At 34.8% G+C, this 20,985-nt stretch carries 19 protein-coding genes; 3 read left to right on the plus strand and 16 right to left on the minus strand.

All coding sequences use genetic code 11. From position 1 onward, the window contains the following. Positions 1-9 precede the first annotated feature (9 nt). Genes asnB (PHI74_03745) through PHI74_03755 form a run of 3 tightly spaced genes read right to left on the minus strand, consistent with a single transcriptional unit; the run spans position 10 to position 3,717 of the window. Positions 10-1,824 carry an asparagine synthase (glutamine-hydrolyzing) gene (gene asnB, locus PHI74_03745; GenBank protein MDD5485123.1) on the minus strand — a complete coding sequence of 605 codons (1,815 nt, stop codon included), beginning with the start codon at positions 1,822-1,824 and terminating at the stop codon, positions 10-12. Between the two features lie 48 nt (positions 1,825-1,872). Next, the gene (locus PHI74_03750) at positions 1,873-2,934 is read right to left on the minus strand and encodes an alcohol dehydrogenase catalytic domain-containing protein (protein MDD5485124.1); all 1,062 of its coding nucleotides are present in this window, start codon (positions 2,932-2,934) and stop codon (positions 1,873-1,875) included. A 33-nt stretch (positions 2,935-2,967) separates the two neighbouring features. Then, positions 2,968-3,717 (minus strand): phosphocholine cytidylyltransferase family protein, encoded by a 750-nt coding sequence (locus PHI74_03755; protein MDD5485125.1) that lies wholly within the window; start codon positions 3,715-3,717, stop codon positions 2,968-2,970. Positions 3,718-4,282: 565 nt separating this feature from the next. Between PHI74_03755 and PHI74_03760 the strand changes: the two genes are divergently transcribed. Further along, a complete protein-coding gene (locus PHI74_03760; protein MDD5485126.1) occupies positions 4,283-5,134 on the plus strand; it encodes a class I SAM-dependent methyltransferase in 852 nt (283 codons plus the stop codon). After that, complete coding sequence (locus PHI74_03765; GenBank protein MDD5485127.1) at positions 5,124-5,843, plus strand: CDP-alcohol phosphatidyltransferase family protein; 720 nt, start codon at positions 5,124-5,126, stop codon at positions 5,841-5,843. The genes PHI74_03760 and PHI74_03765 overlap by 11 nt, the downstream gene beginning before the upstream one ends. A gap of 64 nt (positions 5,844-5,907) precedes the next feature. On the opposite strand, the gene PHI74_03770 is transcribed toward PHI74_03765, so the two are convergent. Genes PHI74_03770 through asnB (PHI74_03795) form a run of 6 tightly spaced genes read right to left on the minus strand, consistent with a single transcriptional unit; the run spans position 5,908 to position 13,514 of the window. Continuing rightward, positions 5,908-6,864 carry a lysylphosphatidylglycerol synthase transmembrane domain-containing protein gene (locus PHI74_03770; GenBank protein MDD5485128.1) on the minus strand — a complete coding sequence of 319 codons (957 nt, stop codon included), beginning with the start codon at positions 6,862-6,864 and terminating at the stop codon, positions 5,908-5,910. Between the two features lie 18 nt (positions 6,865-6,882). Then, positions 6,883-8,667, minus strand: coding sequence for a glycosyltransferase family 39 protein (locus PHI74_03775; GenBank protein MDD5485129.1), 1,785 nt, complete (start codon positions 8,665-8,667; stop codon positions 6,883-6,885). A 10-nt stretch (positions 8,668-8,677) separates the two neighbouring features. Next, entirely contained in the window at positions 8,678-9,835 is a 1,158-nt protein-coding gene (locus PHI74_03780) for a glycosyltransferase family 4 protein (GenBank protein ID MDD5485130.1), read from the minus strand. Positions 9,836-9,839: 4 nt separating this feature from the next. Next, positions 9,840-10,481, minus strand: a complete 642-nt coding sequence (locus PHI74_03785; protein ID MDD5485131.1) for a class I SAM-dependent methyltransferase — start codon at positions 10,479-10,481, stop codon at positions 9,840-9,842. Further along, the gene (locus tag PHI74_03790) at positions 10,478-11,686 is read right to left on the minus strand and encodes a glycosyltransferase family 4 protein (protein MDD5485132.1); all 1,209 of its coding nucleotides are present in this window, start codon (positions 11,684-11,686) and stop codon (positions 10,478-10,480) included. The genes PHI74_03785 and PHI74_03790 overlap by 4 nt, the downstream gene beginning before the upstream one ends. After that, positions 11,664-13,514, minus strand: coding sequence for an asparagine synthase (glutamine-hydrolyzing) (gene asnB / locus PHI74_03795; protein ID MDD5485133.1), 1,851 nt, complete (start codon positions 13,512-13,514; stop codon positions 11,664-11,666). The genes PHI74_03790 and asnB (PHI74_03795) overlap by 23 nt, the downstream gene beginning before the upstream one ends. Before the next feature lie 87 nt (positions 13,515-13,601). On the opposite strand from asnB (PHI74_03795), the gene PHI74_03800 reads away from it, so the two are divergent. Then, the gene (locus tag PHI74_03800) at positions 13,602-14,714 is read left to right on the plus strand and encodes a class I SAM-dependent methyltransferase (protein ID MDD5485134.1); all 1,113 of its coding nucleotides are present in this window, start codon (positions 13,602-13,604) and stop codon (positions 14,712-14,714) included. A gap of 313 nt (positions 14,715-15,027) precedes the next feature. Here PHI74_03800 and PHI74_03805 read toward each other — a convergent pair whose 3' ends face one another. From PHI74_03805 to PHI74_03835, 7 genes are all read right to left on the minus strand, one after another. Continuing rightward, positions 15,028-15,873 (minus strand): FkbM family methyltransferase, encoded by an 846-nt coding sequence (locus PHI74_03805; GenBank protein MDD5485135.1) that lies wholly within the window; start codon positions 15,871-15,873, stop codon positions 15,028-15,030. 1 nt (position 15,874) lies between these two features. After that, a complete protein-coding gene (locus PHI74_03810; protein ID MDD5485136.1) occupies positions 15,875-17,122 on the minus strand; it encodes a glycosyltransferase family 4 protein in 1,248 nt (415 codons plus the stop codon). A 3-nt stretch (positions 17,123-17,125) separates the two neighbouring features. After that, complete coding sequence (locus PHI74_03815; GenBank protein MDD5485137.1) at positions 17,126-17,275, minus strand: hypothetical protein; 150 nt, start codon at positions 17,273-17,275, stop codon at positions 17,126-17,128. 323 nt (positions 17,276-17,598) lie between these two features. Continuing rightward, positions 17,599-17,730 (minus strand): hypothetical protein, encoded by a 132-nt coding sequence (locus PHI74_03820; protein MDD5485138.1) that lies wholly within the window; start codon positions 17,728-17,730, stop codon positions 17,599-17,601. Positions 17,731-17,817: 87 nt separating this feature from the next. Beyond that, complete coding sequence (locus PHI74_03825) at positions 17,818-18,921, minus strand: DegT/DnrJ/EryC1/StrS family aminotransferase (GenBank protein ID MDD5485139.1); 1,104 nt, start codon at positions 18,919-18,921, stop codon at positions 17,818-17,820. Between the two features lie 39 nt (positions 18,922-18,960). Further along, on the minus strand, positions 18,961-20,010 hold the full coding sequence (locus PHI74_03830) for a GDP-mannose 4,6-dehydratase (protein ID MDD5485140.1): 1,050 nt from the start codon (positions 20,008-20,010) through the stop codon (positions 18,961-18,963). A gap of 128 nt (positions 20,011-20,138) precedes the next feature. Then, a complete protein-coding gene (locus PHI74_03835; GenBank protein ID MDD5485141.1) occupies positions 20,139-20,984 on the minus strand; it encodes an FkbM family methyltransferase in 846 nt (281 codons plus the stop codon). Between the last annotated feature and the right edge of the window lies 1 nt (position 20,985).

The raw sequence follows: 20,985 nt of genomic DNA on the forward strand, positions 1-20,985 counted from the left end.
AAGGAGATATTAAAGAAATTTAGAGATATCTAAATCACTTTGTTTAATTCTCTCTCTTTCTATAAACAGCTCATTAGACAATTCAAGAGTTGTAAAAAACAATACCTGCCTTAAAGAATTATCACTGATCTCCTTTTCCCTTTTTATTTTCTGTATTAATTCCATAACTTTCTCGGATTTAACAAGTCCTTTCTTAAAGATTTGTGATTTAGACAGAATACTGTCAGCAACTTCAACAAATTCTTCTTTAAAATACCTAAATAAGGGCATGCCAAAGGGTAGTTTGACTCTATTTGTTATTTCATCAGGAAGCATGCCTCTCATTGCTTTTTGCAAAATATACTTTTTATTATTACCATTCCATTTAAGAGCGGAAGGTATCGTCATAGCGAATTCAACAATGTGATGATCCAAAAAAGGAACCCTAACTTCATGGGAGTACGCCATGCTTGTTCTATCAGCTCTTATCAATTGTATCCCGGGCAATTCTGTTTTTAGCTCAAATTCAAGTGCGGCATTGAGCAATTCCTCTTTATCCGCTTTTTCAAGGTAAGTACCAAACGCAGTTGCTGGTTTAAGATTGTTATCCAGATTATTTATCAAAAAGTCTTTAAAAAATATTTTTTTTTCTAACTGTGTATTAAAAAATCCCGAAGTTATTTTATTTGCTTTCCCCTTTATCGATGATCTCCTTGTTGCCGCTTTGTATAAATAAACATCATATCGGTTATAACCAGCAAAAAGTTCATCAGAGCCGTCGCCTGCCAAATCAATAATAACTCCATTCCTATTTATACCTCTTGATAAGAAAAAACCAGAAAACACTGAGGGCCTTCCAAAAGGGCCTTCCATATACCAAACGATCTTTACTAAATTCTTCGTTAATTCTTTAAATGGCACTATAATTTCATGATGTTCTGTGTTACAATAATCTGCAACAATTCTTGCTTTATCAAGCTCATCAGATGGATCATCAAAACCAATACTAAATGTTTTAATTGGATTATCCACAATCTGACTCATAAAAGCTACAATCGAACTTGAATCAATTCCACCTGATAAAGAAGCTCCTAAGGGCACATCACTCACCAATGTTTTCTTAACAGCTTCTTTTAAGATGATTCGTAATTTTTTAGTGAAATAATCTTCGGATTTATAGTCTACGTTCGTCTTAACCTCCCAATATTTTTTTATGACAACTCCTTCAGAATTCAAGGTGAGTATATGCCCTGGTAAGAGCTCATATATATCTTTTAGCATAGTCTCCCCATTTATGCAATAGGCATATGTAATGAATTGGCTAAGCCCATGTAGGTTAAGCTCTTTTTTAACAGAGTTGGTTCTCGTTATTGACTTAATTTCAGAGCCAAAAATAAATTTTTTGTCTTTGTAATGATAAAACAACGGTTTAATGCCTAATCTGTCTCTTGCTAATATTATTTTCCTATTAATAGAATCCCATAGTGCAAATGCGAACATGCCATTGAATAATTTAACACAATCCTCTCCATATTCTTCATAAGAATGAATTATAACTTCAGTATCTGAATTTGATTTGAATGTGTGTCTTTTTTTTAGTCCAGATTTAATCTCCTTAAAATTATATATTTCTCCATTATAAACAACCCATATTGTACCATCTTCGTTTGACATTGGCTGTCTACCGTTCTCAGTTAAATCAATAATACTCAACCGTTTATGGCCAAGGGAAAAAAAAGAATCAGTATAAAAACCATCCTGGTCAGGACCCCTATGACTAAGTGTTGCAGCCATTTCTTTGACAAGCCGCTTATCTTCCCAATTAAAACCACATATACCACACATTTTAATTAGTAAACTCTTAATGCCTTCTCCACTCCATACCGACCGAAACTAACTTATTTTTATCAGAATTTTTATGGATCGTAAAGGATTAAAAGCCATTTCTATTGCTTTATTAATCTCCTCTAAATTAAAGGTGTGAGTTATCATGTCTTTTACATTAATCTTTCTTGAAAAAATTAATTCCGCAGATTTGTCATGTAAACTATAATCAGAGGAGTAACTCCCGATTATATCAATCTCTTTATTAGAAACCAGATTTGGATCAATCACCACTTCTTTATCTTTTATTTTATCAAAGACAAAGATAATATCTCCTCCTCTATCAATAGCATCTAAACCCTGTTTAACAGCACTAAGAGATTCTACCGCAACTAAGCACTTATTTGCATCCCTCCCGTTATTAAATTTTCTAATTTTTTCGACAAAGGAGGGATCTTCTGTGTAGATAGTGTAATCAGCTCCAAAATTTTTTGATAGGTTAAGTTTAAAATCGACTAAATCCGTTGCGATTACTGTGGCTTTTTCTATTTTACAAAGTTGGGTGAGGGTAAGACCAATAGACCCTTGTCCTAGTATTAATACGGTATCCTTTTCTGAAATATTTGCTCTCTTTATTGCTTTAAAACAACAATTCAGAGGTTCTACAAAAACAGCTTCTTCATATTTTACATCGTCAGGTATCTTTATCAGTCCTCTTCTTGCAACTAGATTAGGTATTTTAGTATACTCTGCAAATCCACCTCCACTTGGTTTACCGTAGCCCGCTGTTGTGTCTATTTCTCCATAAGTTTCACATTGTGAATATTTTTCATTGAGACAATAGAAACACTCTAAACAAGGAACATGATGGAAAACTAAAACCCGATCCCCAACCTCAAACTTCTTTTCGCCATTCCTCCATACATTTTCTCCCACTTTTGCTATTTCTCCAACAATTTCATGACCAAAGATCCTTGGAGGATCTAATAAGTTATACACCACTTTTTTAACATCTGTTTTGCATAAGCCTACTGTTTTTGCCTTCAATAGGACTTCGTCATTGTTAATCTCTGGTATTGGTATGTCTTCAATTTCTATTTTCCCATTTCCTACATAAACTGCTGCTTTCATTTTTCTTATAAATTTAATAGGTCTTAAAACATTTTATTCTTTTCTATTGTTCTCCTCTAGCATCTTTTCAACTATTTTCTCTCCAATTTTTAAGTCATTATAGGTATCTATATCAATCCATGATAAACCTTTCGTACTTATAGGAAACACCTCTAAATCATTCATTATTAAATTCTTTACTGCTTTTGTAAATAGTTGATCAAGAATTTTGCTGTCAACTAATCTTTTTAGTTCTTTGTAAAGCTTTGTCTTTCCTTTTGGACCAAATTTGTATAATCCTATTGCAACACCATGTGCCCTTTCAGGAGGGATTTGCTTGCTAACATCTTTGATTACGCCATTGATGATTGTAACTTTCATTGCCTCTTCAGAAATTTCCCCTATTAAGGTATCATCAGTTGCTAAGGCAATTTCATAAGGTGATTCACTGAGATGTTGTAATATACGTTTACTAAACAAAGTGTCAGCATTTATAACAACAAAACTGTCCCCAACAACATTTTCAGCCAGCCACAACGAGTAAATGCTGTTTGTTCTATCAAAAACGGGGTTAAATACATATGTTACTGGAAAACCTTTATAGGTATTCCCGATTATTCCTCTAATTTTATCCCCACAGAAACCTATAACAATAACAATTTCTTGAATATTATTCTCAACAATCCTATCCAAAATATACTCCAAAATGGTTTTATCTTTTATTTTGAGTAAACATTTAGGCAAATCTTCAGTTTGAGGCGATAACCTTGTGCCTTTGCCCGCAGCCAATAGAATAGCTTTCATTACTTGATCCCCTAAAAGGTGATTATTAGTATCTATTTAAAAAGTTTGTGCTAGAAGTTAGCACAAGAGTACTTCCGAATCCTACCTCCAACCAGGAAGGATTTTCATTTTAATCCAAAAAAGAGACCGTAAAAAGAGAGGATACACACATTTACGATGGGCAAAGGTCTTCAGCGAACAAGCAGACCGATTATTAACCGAGATACGGGAATGCATGGGGCGACCTCGTCAATGCCGAGTCTCTTCGGATTCGGACCCTCAAGCCCCGTAACCAGTCTGCTCAGGTATTTTTTGTCAATCCGCTTTGCCGCCTTCCGTCCATCTCGGCGACCGATGCGACGTCGTGAACATCATCTTCTCGCACAGCATGCTCACATAGGCCTCGAAACGTTTGGTATAGGGGCTGTATTTGTCACGAAGTTCAGATGTTCAACGCCTCGATAGCCACATCGACATCGGATCTTCCGTTCAGCGAAGAGGAGAAAGCGCTGCTTCTTTTCCCCTCTTAATCGTGTGAAAAGTTTAAATATAAGGATAATGAAATTGATTTGGAAGAAGACATACTGTGAAATTTCTACTCATGATCTCAAAACAGTTGATAAAAGGGATAAAAAATCCGTGGAAAGCAATTTTATTTTTGGTAAGCACGATTTATAATATTTTTATAGATTTAAAACATCATAAGAAATTAATTTCCGCCGAAGAGTTAAAAGAATTGGATAAAATAAAAGAACATTTAATCACAAGGACTAATATAGAGGAGCATCTAATTTTAAAAGAATTAGAAGATATAAAGAGGCAATCAATTAAGAAGACAGATATAAGTGACCATTTAGTTACTTTATTCGTTGAATCACTGAGTACAAAGCCTAGATTGATAGTAGAACTGGGGGTGAGGGGAGGGGAGAGCACTTTTGTTTTAGAACGTGTGGCTAAATTGTGCGATTCAACACTAATTAGTGTTGACATTGAAGATTGTTCTGATATTTCTTCCTATAAAAACTGGATATTTGTTCAAAGTGACGATATAGAATTTGCAAAGAGATTTGAAAAATGGTGTGCCAGACATGATATTCAACCAAAGATTAATGTGCTTTTTGTAGATACCAGTCATATTTTTGAGAATACAGTTCAAGAAATAGAAAATTGGTTTCCTTTCTTAAGAGAGAGATCAAAGGTTTTTTTCCACGACACAAATCTTAAAAGGCTATTTTTTAGAAGAGACGGAAGTATGGGTGTTGGACGGAATAATAAAAGAGGTGTAATTAGAGCGATAGAGGAATATTTTGACAAAGGTTTTAATGAAAAAGAGGATTTTATTGAGCTTATAGACGGCTGGCAGATTAAACACTATGCCAATTGTAATGGTTTTACTATATTGGAAAAAATAGAACAATCGAGTGGATATGAAAAATAAAAAGCCATCGCATTTGGATATGTCGCAATTAAAGGGAGCGAAATTTCAAGATCTTCATGCTCCTATCGTAATTAAGCTTCATAGAATAGCCAGTACGTATGTAGCAGAAAGGATAGCGAAATATACAGAAATAACACCAAACCAGATAACGCTGCTTTCATCCTTATTGATTTTAATAGCCGCGTACTTTATCTTTGTTGGAAAGTATCCATACCTTATCTTCTCTTCAATTCTTATAATATTTGCATTCTTTTTTGATTCTATGGATGGTTCTTTAGCAAGAATCACGGGCACAGCGAGTACCTATGGAAAGTGGGTGGATATGTTTTTGGGTTTGGGTCCGTTTGCTTTGGTGATTCTCTTTTATGCGGCGATGTATGGTTTATTCCGAAATACCGGGAACTATTTAGTATGGGTTTATGGACCCTTGGGTCTTATTGCTTCGTTGATTATAGCTCTTATTTACAATACCTTTTTAAGGCTTCATACAAATGGGTTAGAGGAAATAGAGAGAGAGAAGAAGAAAAGTTCTTTTTTGACAAATTTCTATTATACCGAATACTTTGTTTTCCACCTTTTAGCTCTTGCGTGCCTTTTTAACAGGGTAAACGAATATTTGATTTTTTGTGCGGTTTACGGCTGGATTTTCTTGATAGCAGTGTTTATAAAATTGACAAAGAAGGCACATCATCTGAAGCGATCTGAATGAGTGCTGGAAAAAGGAAAGGTGAAGAAAAAGTGGGTTGCATCCAAGTTAGAACATTAACTTCTTCTCACCCCTGAACAATCTTCTTAGTTAAAGTTGCTACTTCTTTTATCTCCTTGACATGAAACCCAAGAAAGGCAGAAGCGAGTATGTATCGCATGAAAGTTACAAATAAGAATATCCCACCAGTTATAGTAGGGTCCACGTCTATTTTGTAGAATAAATAGACAGCACTACTTTCTGTAATTCCTAATCCTGATATAGAAACAGGAAGCATAGTAAGTATAGCGCCTATACTAGTAATTACCAATACAGCGAAAAAGGAAACGTGTACATCAAAATATAAGAACATTAAATACTTAACAAAAGCCCCCAGCACCCATTGTCCAAAGGTGAGCGAAGCATTTAACGCAATTCTTCCTTTTCTGTGTCTCAGTAAGAACTCTAAATTACGATAGAACCCCTCAAGAGATTTCGCGTACTTCGCTAGGAGGATATCTTGAATAAGTCTCCTGGCTCTTTTCGATCGTATCAAAAGAACACCAAGAAGTAGAAGTAATATCAGGTAGAACGTAACTTGTAATGCGGCCTCTCGTTCAAAAAAGATAAAAAAACCATAAATGGCAATCACAGAAAGGACAACATAAGTAATTAGTTTATCCAGCACTAAAACTGCAAGGGTTTTTCCATATGAAATTTCATTTTTCTTAAAAAAATACAGCAGTGATAGATTCCCAACTTTCCCAGGGGTGAGTAGACCTAAAGCATATGTTGGCAAATAATATCTGAATGAATCGACAGCGCTAATTTCTTCCCCTAAACCACTTATCAATATTTTAATGTTGATTGAAGCCAGGAAGTAGATAAAAAGCGAGGAAAATAACACTAAGAAAACTATATAAAGGTTCATATTTGAGATAACATCTAATACTTCTGACACACCTAATTTAAGAATTAAAAAGGAAAGGATAGACACTCCTATAAAAATTCTGAAAATATCCCATATTCTTTTTTTGATTTTCATTTTAGTTAATTCCTTTTGTTACTTTGACCTATAAACAAAATAATGATTATTGTAAGACCTTATAACTTCGGTCTCAGTTCCCACTTCCAGAACTAAGGGCAAGTTTAGTCTATGGAGAGAGACTACATAATCCGCCTCAACAGCGCTAACATTGCCGATTTTTATTATATTATCAGTCCAGAACATCGTCCCCCACATCGCCCAATTCATTCTATCTGCATCTCGCTCATCAAACAATATCGCCGAATTTTTAGGCGCATGATTATGTAACCATAATCCGACTTTCATTTCATCCTGAGCATCGGTGGATGCAGCATACATAACACCTGATGCCAGCATGCTGCCTGTTACAAAAAATATCAGAAGTAATGGTGCTATGCATTTCCATTTTAATGCGTTCTTTTTGGCTAAAATCAAAAAGAAGAAGGGCAATATCAATAAAAACAGTTTAATAAAGATAACATTGGGTTCGAATGACAAGACATCCATTTCATACAAACGTTGTGGTACCAAAAGTATATACGCATCAGGGGTATTAAATGCACGTATCATTGAGTTTATTGGGATAAACACCAATACCACTGAGCAAACGATAAGTGTGCCAAAAAATGGTTTAAAATCCCGTTTAGTAAATGAATCCAACCCTACTGCGCCCATGATTATAAATGCAGGTAGAATTGGATCAAGATATCTACCCATTAGATAATTACCTCCATGAAATTTGTGATATGCACATAATAATACAAGTGTTGTAAAAGAAACCCATGAAATTAGGATAAAGGCTTTAAGTTTTATATTCACATATGTAGTTTTATTTATTGGTTTTTGCGTTACAATTTTCCATGTTTGAAGCATAGCAAGTGCGAAAAATATTATTCCTGTTGCAAAGATGAAATATCCAATGTGCATCGCAGCCCAATAGATAAAATCTATTATTGGAATATTTGTTGGCTGTGATCCACCATACTTAGCGATACCGCCAGCCATGCCGATAGACTCGCCCGTTAATCCATAAGATGTGAATCCAAAATAATAGCCATTCCTTAAGAGCCAAGGGAACGCAACCACAGCGGAAGATAAAAAGATGCACCACTTATCAATAAAAGCCTGGAATATTTTCCCAATTTTTATTCTTACAGTAATACCATCTTCTGGCAAAATCGTATATATACCTTTCACCAATAAAGCGAATAACAAAATAATCAATAATGCAAGACCAGGCATTCTTGTTAAAATTGATAATCCGATAAACAATCCACAAAGGATATCCCACTTTTTATCGTCTTCGATGATTGATTTCATCATAAAAAAGAGGGAGAACATGAATAATGGATAAAACAAATTTTCACTCATTATCGTGGAAGTGAATGAGAAACTTGCAGGCAGTAAAGAGGATAAAAATGCAACAATTAAAGATTTCTTAATAGATATAAACTCATCAGCGATCAGAAAAACCGGAATGATTATTAAAGAAGATAGAAATGCATTGATGACTTTCATTACCGGATATGCGGCAGTTATATCTCCAAATATGTAGGATATTGATAATATTACTGGATATAACGGTGGGGGATAGCCTGCGGGTACGCCCCATAACGAGAAGGTTTTAGATTCAAAAAAAGACAGTGCCATTTTTGAATATGCAGTTTCATCAGAGAAGATAAAGGGAGAAGGTATTTGCAGTACAAAAAAGATTTTTATAATGGTAACTGTTAGATAAATTAATAGTAAACTTAAAAGTAGCTCACTCGTAGTTGTTGATTTTTCAATTAAAGAGTATTTTTTTTTCAGTATAATCGTCATATTTCTACACTTATCTTTTCAGTATACCTTCATAAACCTCCAAAGTTCTTTTTGCAATATCGTCCCAAGTAAACTTTTCAGCAGTTCTCCTTGCATTCCTGCCCATCTGCTTTCTTATGCTCTCATCCTCGATGAGTGTACTCATTTTTTTTGCTATTTCCATGACATTGGTTGGGTCATCAATCAGCAACCCGTTCTTGCCAGGTTCAACAGCATCTTCTCCGGCAGCCGTATTAGTTGTTACTACGGGCAACCCTGCAGCCATCGCTTCTACAACAGGTATTCCAAATCCTTCGTATTTTGTAGGAAAAACAAAAATATCTGCTAAATTATAATGCTTATTTAAATCTCCCTTTTTGTTATTTATAGGTCCTGTAAAGATTATGTTATTCTTGAAACCCAACTTTTCTATAAGTCCAAGATAATCAAAAGGAATATTTTTCCCCGATCCGACAACCAGCAATTTCAGATTTGCTTTTTCTTTGTTTTTAACAATAGACAAAGATTTGATCAATTCAGTTAAACCTTTTCGATGGAACTCTGTTGCAACAATAATAAGAACAATATCGTTCTCATATATTCCGTATTTTTGTTTCAAATCAATCAAATTTTTATCCTGCAAAGGTCTGAACTCATCCAAATTCACACCCAAGGGAATAACTTCAATGTCTTCTTTTGGGACATTATAATACTTCATAAGTTCACGTTTAGTAGAAGAAGAACATGCTATCAATTTCTTGTATTTTCTTTTACCATAACTATATTTTTCTAATGCTAAAACAATCAAATTACCTGGGGTTAATATTTTTCTACCAAAGATGGTTCTCCACTTCTCTTTTTTCAATACTTCCAGCCATGCTTTGTGTATACTCATGGTATTAATTATATCCGCAGAAAAGCGATCTGCACCATTAGATTGAACTATATCAAAATCGTGCACTTTTATGTTTAAGGTTGTTGAGAAAAGATATGAGAGGATAAATATGCTAGGGGGTTTTGGTATCGACATAGTTTTATGAAATACCAAATTATCGTCTCCAACATCTTTCCATTCAGACGAGAAGATATGAACTTCATGATCTTTCACGAAACGTTCAGCTAATTCTGAAACATATCTTGATATACCACCTTCTTTACTGTAACCAGATACGGTCATCGCTATTTTCATAGTTTCACCTTTTCGCTTTAATAACAATACCAGTGGATAAAAACTCTTTTAAGGTTTCTTTACCAAAAACTCCTGCCTTCATGACTATCTTGAAATTGTTTATCTTTAAAAGAGTTTCAATATCTTTGTATGTGAAGTAATGCAAATGTCCGCCATCATAGTGTTCCGTGTTATTTGAAGTTTTCGGAAACTTTCCTTTGATAACCAAATCAAATAAATGATGCCAATATCTAACATTTGGTGTTGAAATCACTACCAACCCACCTTCAATCAATACTCTATATATCTCCTTAATCAAAACTATTGGCTCAAATACATGCTCTATTACGTCTAAACAAGTAATAGCATCGAAATAATTATCTTTAAACGGTAAATTCTCGTCGTTTAAGTTTACTTTTTTTGTTATCACACCTCTTTTCTTCGCAATTTCCAAGGCATTATCCGATATATCAACACCATATACCTCTCGGTAATTATTTTTGGCAAAATATCCTAATGTTCCATCACCACAACCAATGTCCAAAATCCTATCACCTTTCTCAATTAATTTTAAAGCCACGTCTACTCTTGAGTCTTTATCAATTTTGGCTCTTCCATTACCTTCACTTTGCCATATTCTTTCATATAATTTTTCTTCTATGTTCATTTATTCAACACCTTTTCATACACCTCTATCGTATCCTCAACCATTTTGTCCGAACTAAATTTCTCCACAATTTTCTTTCTGGCATTTTTCCCAAGTCTGCTTGCTAACTCTTCGTTACTTAAAACCTCTAAAATTCTTTCTTTCAGTTCTTTTAAATCCCCTGGCTTAATTAAGATTCCATCTTTATTATTTTCTATTATCGTTGGTATCCCTCCAATACAAGAGGCTATAACTGGCTTCTCACAAGCCATTGCTTCTGCGGTTACTAATCCAAAACTCTCTAATCTTAATGTTGGGAACACAAAGACATCAGCTAAATTGTAATATTTAGGCAAATCTTCATTTGAAACTCTTCCAGTAAAAACAACTTTACCCAAAATATTTAATTTCATAGCCATATCCTTTAAATCTTGTAAATAAAGACCAGTTCCAACGATGAATAATTTTATATTTTTGTTCTTCTTTAGAATATCTGGGAAAACCTTTAATAGCAAGTGAAAACCTTTTTGTTTATTTATTGCCCCAACTGATATTATAACTTTCTCATCGGTTAAATTCCATTTTTCTCTTAGATGTGTAACTTCCATTGTTTTAAACTTGTTAACATCAATACCATTAGGGATTGCAACCAATTTTTCTTCAGAAATTTTGTATTGTTTTTTAATATCTTCTTTTAAGTCATTGCTCACTGCGATTATTTTGTTCGCTCTTTTTAATGTTATTTTATCAACCTGACTTAGTAGGATATAGGTATAATACATATAAGATGCAACAATAAAACCTTTTATTGATTTTGTATTTAATGCACTCTTTACTTCATTTAATGCAGTTCCGTGTAAAGTTACAATAAGAAATATTTTTTTATGGTAGAATTTAGCAAGTCCAAAACCAGATGTACTTTGACTATGTACGATGTCAAACATTTCTTCTTTATTTAATTTATCAAATAATTCCGAAGATTCTTTATAAAATCTCCTTGTGCATTTTAAGGATATATCACCAACATAATAAATCCTTAAATTTCCTTTTTCCTCTTTTTTAATTCCTTTTGGATGTTTCGTTGTTATTATTGTTACTTTATGATCTCTTTTAACTAAACCCTCAACTAACTCCTGTACATGTATTTCCATCCCACCTGTTATATGCACAGGCAAGCCATTAGCGAACATGCAGATTTTCAATCTATCCCTCCAAATACCTTTCATACCATTTAGCCAAAACAAATAAGCCCCACAGTTTATGCGCATGCCAATGACCTGGTTTTGGAATCATCATTTTTCGAACTCTTTCTATATTCAATTTTTCATTTATAATTTCTGAATCAGATATACTGTTAAACACAAAATCTCTGAAATCTTTGTTGCTGGACACCCAGCGCTCATGTGGTGCGATGAATCCTTTCTTCTTCCTTTTTAGTACGCTGTCCGGTAAAATATTATATTTCAAACTTGCTTTTCTCAAAATATATTTCTCAACGCCATTTTTGAGTCTCAAATTTTCTGGAATAGTAAATGCAGTCTCCACCATGTGGTAGTCTAAAAAGGGGTGCCTACATTCTACTGCGTGAGCCATATTCATTTTATCAAAGTGAAGCATGTGAGCATCGATATAGATTTTTATATCTACATACTGACATTTATTTAATAAACCATGAATTTCTGGATTATAAAAATAATTCATAACTACATCCCTCCCATGAGTATTAAACCTATTATCTCTTCTATAAAGCGTTTTCAATTCATCATAGGAAAACAAATCACCATTACTCAGGTAAGGTTCTTCATCAGAGATTGCTCTTAAATATTTTTTAACTCCTTTACTCTTAGGGAGGGAAACGGGAATTAAATTAGCAACTTTTGGGAGACTTGAACAGATCGTTTTGGGTATATGTCCCCTGATTTTTTCACAAAATACCCTATCTTTATAGCCCCCATACCCTCCAAATAATTCATCACCTCCATAGCCATAAAGAACTACCTTTATACCTTGCTTCTGTGTTTCTTTGGATAAAAAATAGTCTTTAATTTCTCCAAAATCTGCAATCGGATCGTCTAAATACCAGAAGATTTTATCAGACTCCTTCATAACCATTTCGGGATATAATATTACTTCATGATAATTTGCTCCAACGTATTCTGCCATTGCTCTCGCATAGTCCGTCTCGTCAACATCTTTATAATCAAATCCCAACGTGAATGTATCGATAGCACTCTTATAATAGATACCCATAATAGATAAAATAATACTTGAATCAATTCCTCCTGAAAGATACATACCAACTGGAACATCGCTTATCAGATGCGATTGCACTGCATCTTTTAATTTTTCCATAAGCTCTTGAGTATAATATTCTTCTGGAAAGTTATCTGGAACAAAATTTGTGATATCCCAATATTTTTTGGACGTAACCTTCCCTGCTTCACAGATAATCATATATCCAGGAAGCAATTCTTTAATACCTTTAAACAAGGTATGAGGTCCTACTGGTGCCTGAAAGAGCAGATAATCAATTAAACCTTTATCATCAATTTCTACTGGTTTTTCTTTATATTCTAATATAGATTTTATTTCCGATGCAAAAAGCAGTTTGTTATCAAGCATCGTATAATATAATGGACAGATTCCTAACCTATCCCGCACCAAAATTAATTTCCTTCTGTTTGAGTCCCAAAGAGCAAAAGCAAATTGGCCCCTGAGATAACGAACAAATTCCTCTTTATATTCCTCATAAAGATGAACCAATACTTCTGTATCCGAATTGGAATAAAACTTATGCTGTGATTCAAGTCTTTTTCGCAATTCCTTGTAATTAAATATTTCTCCATTTAAAATCGTCCAAATTGACTCATCCTCATTATACATTGGCTGATGTCCGCCTTTTATATCTATAATGCTTAACCTTGTATGGCCTAAGGATATGTTATTAGCTATAAAATAGCCTTCATCTTCTGGTCCACGATGTGAAAGGATACTACACATTCTTCTTAAAAGAACTTCATCTTCAAATCCATATATTCCACATATTCCACACATTATTATTTATAAAAGCTAAACCTTTATATAAACCTGAAGCTTGGAATAGTTATTATAGGTAGAGGAAACAATATGCATCTTTTACTAATGAACGAACTGGTATGTCCACTATGTAAAGGTAATATTAATGCTATTAATTTTCAGCGAAATATAGGCAAAGGTGAAAGCGAGGTAGAATGTCAAACCATCAAAGAAGGTGTTCTGGCATGTGATAAATGCAAACTAATATACCCAATCATAAATTATATCCCGATAATGTTGGATTTCCCAACTAACATTACCACTGAGTTTCTGGGGAGATATAACGATAAACTCGAAGAATTCAAAGATTATACTATTCCAAATAACAAGCCCCGCCCGGGAGAGGTATACATCCAAAAAGCGTTTTCAAAGCAATGGGAAGCTCATGGAACCGAGCAGGAATTCCAATATGGATATACTGAAGATGAACTCCGCTATATCCTTAAAATAGAGCTAGGACTTGAAGCAGATTGGTTTAAAGATAAGATGTTATTAAACGTCGGCTGTGGTGCGGGACGTGAAGCAATTATGATATATGAATATACAAAATCTACTGTAGTTGGAATAGATTTAAACTTCAGTTTGTTAAATCTCGGAGAAAAAACGGTTTCATACCCTGATCTTCATTTCGTCCAGGCATCCCTATTCAATCTTCCATTTAGAGAGAGAGCGTTTGATTATGTATTCAGCCACGGTGTGATTCACCATACTTATTCGACAGAAGAGGCATTTAAGTGTATTTCTAAGTTTGTTAAAAGCCAGGGCTACATATACATCTGGGTTTATGGAATAAGGAAAGTAAAAAGTTTGATACAGGGCCTTTATGTTGTTTTTGGCCATCATCTCGTTAGACCATTAATTGCGAAATCGCCCACAAGCCTGCAAACAGTAGGTGTATTTCCCATTGTACTAGCAAATTATCTGGTGCAAAAGATCCAGGGTAAAAACCCTAACTGGAATGATTTGTGGTTGCAGAAACGTGATTCTTATGCTGTTTATTATTTGCATTGGCACTGGATGGCAGAAGTTATTGTATGGTTAAAAGAGGCTGGAATGTCTAACATAACTCCTTTAGAAATTGAAAAGATACCGCGAGATCTATGGGGCTCTTTGAGAGAGAACGTTGGGTTGAGAGCTCAATATACAGAATCTAAAATGACAAATCCAAAGGAGCTGTAAATGTAAAAAAAATACCTTTTCTACATCAAAATTTGTATCTGACTTTCTATCTACGCCCCCTATTAAATTAAATAGGATATCAAACCTTTTTTATGTATGAGGATCCACCACTTCAAGGAATCCTTGTTTCAGTGCAGTAGTTCTTCAAAGATCTCTCTTAGTTTTTAATTCTCTTTTCATCTCTGAAAAAACACCTTACCTTACTTTAGTTTACTCAGGAGTTTTAAAAGGCGTTTCTTTCTTTTTTCCATTTACCTCACTCTGCTTTCATTATATGACATCTCATATTATAGGACATTTATTATAGGATATTTCAGTCCCATTTCATCACTTCTCCTTTGTAAAAAAAGTACATATCACAAACACTTTCGTTTTTTATATTTTTAAAAGAAGTTACAGGAATTAATCCGCTTTTAGTTATCGAATAAATATTATAGTTATATTGTTTGAGAATTTCTTCAATTTTTTCGGCACTGTAACCCAAAGAAGAGAGGTGAGAAGGAGTAACCTCAAATATTATCTTCGCTTTTCCTTTAGCCAAAATCTTTTTCATTCCATTTATAACCTCTAGCTCTGCTCCGTCAACATCTAAAAAGGAATCCAGAGAGATTGTGTTTACGGTAATAATACCAATAGTGTTATTTTTGATTGCGAAACTTTTATGTGCCGTCAAATTGCCCATTTTCCTTTCCCCATTGGAATCAGAAACCGCAAACTGGAATGCACGAACATTCTTCCATCCATTAATTCGAATATTTTCTAACAATCCACAAAAAGCAACTGGATCCGGTTCAAATGCTATCACCTCCCCCTTATCACCCACACGCTTTGCAGCAAGTAATGTGTAATAACCTAAAGAAGCACCGATGTCCAGAACCACCATACCCTCTTCAAGCATGGAGCAGAAAAGAGAGGAAATGAGGGGTTCGTAATTATTTGTGTAGTATAATAAATCCTTTGTTGCAGGATCAAAAATCGCCACCATCTTCTGGCCATCGACCTCATGAGTTTTCCCGTTAAGAATCGAAGCTGCAAGGTACGTGTGCAGTCTTGATACTCCAGGAATCTTACTTACCCATGTGCCTGCAAACTGAACGCCTACGCGCCTCCAAATATCTATGACCACTTCGACTAGTTTGATTTTTAGCATTGCTAACATCCTATATTTCATGCAGATGTTCATTTATAATTTCTAAACTTCCTCTTCCTGTTATCCTTGAATCAAATAATTCTAATGCTCGGATTTTAGCATTTTCTCCAAGTTCTCTAATTGATTCCTCTTTCTTTAAACATTCTACAGTCTTATTTGCAAGCATTTCATAATCTCCTACTTCTACTAAAAATCCGGTCTTGCCATCAATAACTGCCTCTGGTATTCCAGCAATTTTGAACCCTATAACAGGTGTTTCTAATAACATTGCCTCTTTCATTGACATACCCATACATTCGCTTTCCGTTATTGATGGGAATATTAAAATATCTGCTGCTCGTATGTATAAAGGTAAATCCTCTTCTGAAACAGAATCCATAAACAGAATATTTTCTTTTACATCATCGGTAATCTTTTCTATCTCTTTTTTCATTCCTAAATCCGAGCCAACAAAGACTATCCTAGAGTCTGGAATTTCTTCTACTATTTTTGGTGCTGTTTTTGCCAAAAATTGTGGTCCTTTTCTCCAATGTAATTGACCTACAAATAACGCTATCTTTTTGTTTTTCAAACCTATCTTATTTTTTGCTTCTTCTTTTTTTATTTCCAAATATTTTTCATAGGTTTGGATGTCAATTCCGCTATACACAACCGTAACTTTATCTTCAGAGACGTATTTTAGAGGTCCTTTTGCACAGTGCGCACTTGGAGAGATTATATGAGCAGAATTCTTAGCTACATACTTAAACATTTTATCATATCTTTCTGCCCAGCTTTTCTCCCCTTCTTTTTCTTTCCACCATAACATTTCTGAATAAGAAGTTAGCACTACTGGAATGCCTTTCTTTTTGCAGATTAGCATTGCAATAAAACTCTTCCCAAAGGCGTGATGGGCATTTACAATATCAGGTTGTATTTCATCTAAAACCTCATTAAACCTAACTGCAAATGCAGAAAAGCCAAGAAGGTGTCTAAGATCGGTAACATTGTAAAGCAATGACATGGATAATGCTTTTAAAAACAAATTTGGATTTTTTAAAAAACAACTTAAAAGCCATTTTACTGCTGATGAACTCTGTTCGTAGAGTAAGTTAATAGAGACATCAAGGGCATCTTCGTTTTCCTTCTTTCTTGATGTCAGGAAATAAACCCTATTACCCTCGCTAACCCACTCTCTTGTATGTAATAATACTCTCTTAGCCATTCCTCCATAGGGAGGTGGTATTTCCACTCCGCAGACAAGTATTTTTATAGACATGCTTTAAAACCTCTTTTTAATAACTTTTGCAGGTATTCCAACAGCAATAGAATTTTCTGGTATATCACCAGTAACTACAGCACCAGCACCTATTACACTATGAACGCCTACATTTACACCCCCGGTAATATCACAACATTTGCACCAATCCACACATCGTCTCCAATTATAACCTCTGCATACTTTGTTGGTTGTTCTACAATCTGTAACTCTAGATCATAATCATGTCTGTTTGTTTGAGAATATACCTTAACATCAGAAGAAATAGCGAGTGCACATTTTTTGATCTTGACACCACCATAACCCTAAATTGAAGTGAAAAAACATCTATATGCGTGAAGCCTCCTATTTCAATAAACTTATCTGCATCTAAATAAATGTTACTATATAATATCTATCACGTTTTTCCCATTTTAATGTTTTTAAATCCATGAATTATAACGTTTCCTCTTATATACAATGGGAATTCTGCATCTTTAAATTTTCTGTGATACATGCATCATAAGCCCCTTCTTACTTTTATAATTTAAAAGGGAAACGAATATTTGATTTATAATTAGAAGTCCTGTGATTTTAGAAAATCTCTCAACGAATTCCATGCTCTTCATTTAACCACCTCAAGATAAGGAAAACATTCATCGCAGGAATAAGAGCCCCTATTGTACATCTTTTTCCACAACCTAAATCTAAAACCCTCATAAATTACATAACTCTCCTATCGTTTTACATATATATAGTATTTCCTTCTCTCTCAGTTTGAGACTTGAAGGTAGATTGAGCCCTCTCTTCGCCAAATCCTCTGCTACTTTATATCTTCCTTCGCTTTTGTAAATTGGTAGGACGTGCATCGGATAAAAGAAAGGTCTTGTCTCAATCCCTTTGTTCCCTAATTTCTTTATCAAATCATATCTACCCACACCAAATTTATCTTTAACTAAAATACAATACATCCAATAGACGCATTTTGCCCAAGGCATTTCTGGATGTAAAGTTATCAGCCCTTTATCAGCCAAATCCTCCAACTCTTTTATATACCATCTCGCAATCTCTCTCTTCTTTTCCACGAAATTATCAAGTTTACTCAGCTGAGCAACTCCAACTGCTGCCTGTAAGTTCGTCATTCTATAATTAAACCCAACGATATCATGCCAATATCTTTTGTTTTGATCCATCCCATGGTCTCTTAAAAGTTTCATTTTCTCTGCTAAATCCCCATTATCCGTTAAGCACATACCTCCTTCTCCAGTTGTGATGATTTTATTTCCATAAAATGAGAAACAGCTCACGTCTCCAAAAGATCCGACCTTCTTTCCTTTGTACTCAGCACCATGAGCCTCTGCAGCATCTTCTACAACATACAGATTATGATCTTCTGCTATATCTATAATAGTATCCATATAGCAGGGATGACCATATAAATGAACAGGAATTATTGCTTTTGTATTTTTTGTTATTTTCTCCTCTATTTTCTCTGGGTCAATACACCAATAATCGGGATGAGATTCTATAAAAATGGGTTTGGCATTGCAGTAGGTTACAGCATTTGCAACAGCAACAAAAGTTAAATCTGGAACTATAACTTCGTCTCCCTTTTTTATTTCTAATGCCTCTAAAGCTAAATGTAATGAAACAGTTCCATTAGAAGTCACAATACCATAATCGACTTCACAGTATCTTGCAAATTTCCGCTCAAAATCTTCGATAAATTTTCCTTTTGATGAAATCCAGCCACTTTTTACCGCTTCTAAAACATTCTTTAGTTCTTCCTCTCCTAAACAAGGCTCTGCTAATGGAATCATGAATTCACCTTTTTCGTGAAACAAAAAAACCAACAAATTCTACACCTTTAGAGTTCTCGTAAGTATTCTTGCCTCGCTTGGATAATTCGGGGCATCCCAAGGAAATCCCTCTCCATTTTGCCATTTTTCCCATCTGTCCAAATCTTCCTTGACTAATATCTTCACAAGTTCACCAAATTTTACCTTTGGTTCCCAACTTAGCTCTTTCTTTGCCTTTGAATAGTCCCCCTGTAAGAAATTAACATCTATGGGTCTTAAAAATCTTTTGTCAAGTTTAGTGTATTCTTGCCAATCCAACCCTACAATATCAAATGCCCTCTCTGCAAATTCTCTCACAGAATGAGATTCGTTTGTAGCTATTACATAATCGTCTGGCTCTTTTTGCTGTAGCATTAACCACATTGATTCAACGTAATCAGGAGCATACCCCCAATCCCTTTTTGCCTCTAAATTACCAAGAGGCAGCTCTTTTTCTAGTCCCAAAGAAATCTTTGCAACTGCATTGGATATTTTTCTCGTTACAAACTCTAAGCCTCTTAACGGGCTTTCATGATTAAAAAGAATGCCATTACATGCAAAAATATTGTATCCTTCCCTATAGAGCGTTGTCAGCCAATAACCATACAATTTCGCTGCGGCGTATGGACTTGATGGCTGAAAAGGTGAGTTTTCGGTTAAACTCGAAGAGTGCCCTCTTCCATATAATTCGCTTGTAGATGCTTGATAAAACTTTATTTTCGGGTTAATCTGCCTGATAGCTTCTAACACTTTTGTCACACCTAAACCCGTTATCTCGCCAGTGCCAATTGGTTGTTCAAAAGAAGCCCCCACAAAACTCTGCGCAGCTAAATGATACGCCTCATCAGGTTCAGCAATTTTAACCGCTTCTACCATTGACCCTGCATCAATCAAATCCGCTGGTATTAAACTCACACGTTCAAAGATATCTAAATAGTGTAATCGCCAGAAGTTCGGCGTTGAAAGCCGCCTATATGTGCCATATACCTCATATCCCTTATCCAAAAGGAACTTTGCTAAATATACTCCATCTTGCCCAGTTATACCGGTTATCAATGCTTTTTTCTCCATCAATTCCTACCTCTTTGCAACTTACTATTCATAACGTTACATACCCCTATAAATCCTTCTTTCATATTCACTTTTTGCCATTTACCTCACTCTGCTTTCATTATATGCGACATTTCAGTTCTATTTCATCACCTTACCTTTTCCCTTGTAAACAAGTACACATCCTCCGTTTTAAAAGAAGTTACAGGAATTAATCCGCTTTTAGTTATCGAATAAATATTATAGTTGTATTGTTTGAGAATTTCTTCAATTTTTTCGGCACTGTAATCCAAAGAAGAGAGGTGAAAAGGAGTAACCTCACATATTATCTTCGCTTTTCCTTTAGCCAAAATCTTTTTCATTCCATTTATAACCTCTAGCTCTGCTCCGTCAACGTCTATCTTAATCATGTCAGGATCAACATCTAAAAAGGAATCCAGAGAGATTGTGTTTACGGTAATAATACCAATAGTGTTATTTTTGATTGCGAAACTTTTATGTGCCGTCAAATTGCCCATTTTCCTTTCCCCATTGGAATCAGAAACCGCAAACTGGAATGCACGAACATTCTTCCATCCATTAATTCGAATATTTTCTAACAATCCACAAAAAGCAACTGGATCCGGTTCAAATGCTATCACCTCCCCCTTATCACCCACACGCTTTGCAGCAAGTAATGTGTAATAACCTAAAGAAGCACCGATGTCCAGAACCACCATACCCTCTTCAAGCATGGAGCAGAAAAGAGAGGAAATGAGGGGTTCGTAATTATTTGTGTAGTATAATAAATCCTTTGTTGCAGGATCAAAAATCGCCACCATCTTCTGGCCATCGACCTCATGAGTTTTCCCGTTAAGAATCGAAGCTGCAAGGTACGTGTGCAGTCTTGATACTCCAGGAATCTTACTTACCCATGTGCCTGCAAACTGAACGCCTACGCGCCTCCAAATATCTATGACCACTTCGACTAGTTTGATTTTTAGCATTGCTAACATC

This window comes from Methanocellales archaeon, assembly GCA_028715985.1.
Classification (GTDB): Archaea; Halobacteriota; UBA148; order UBA148; family UBA148; genus UBA148.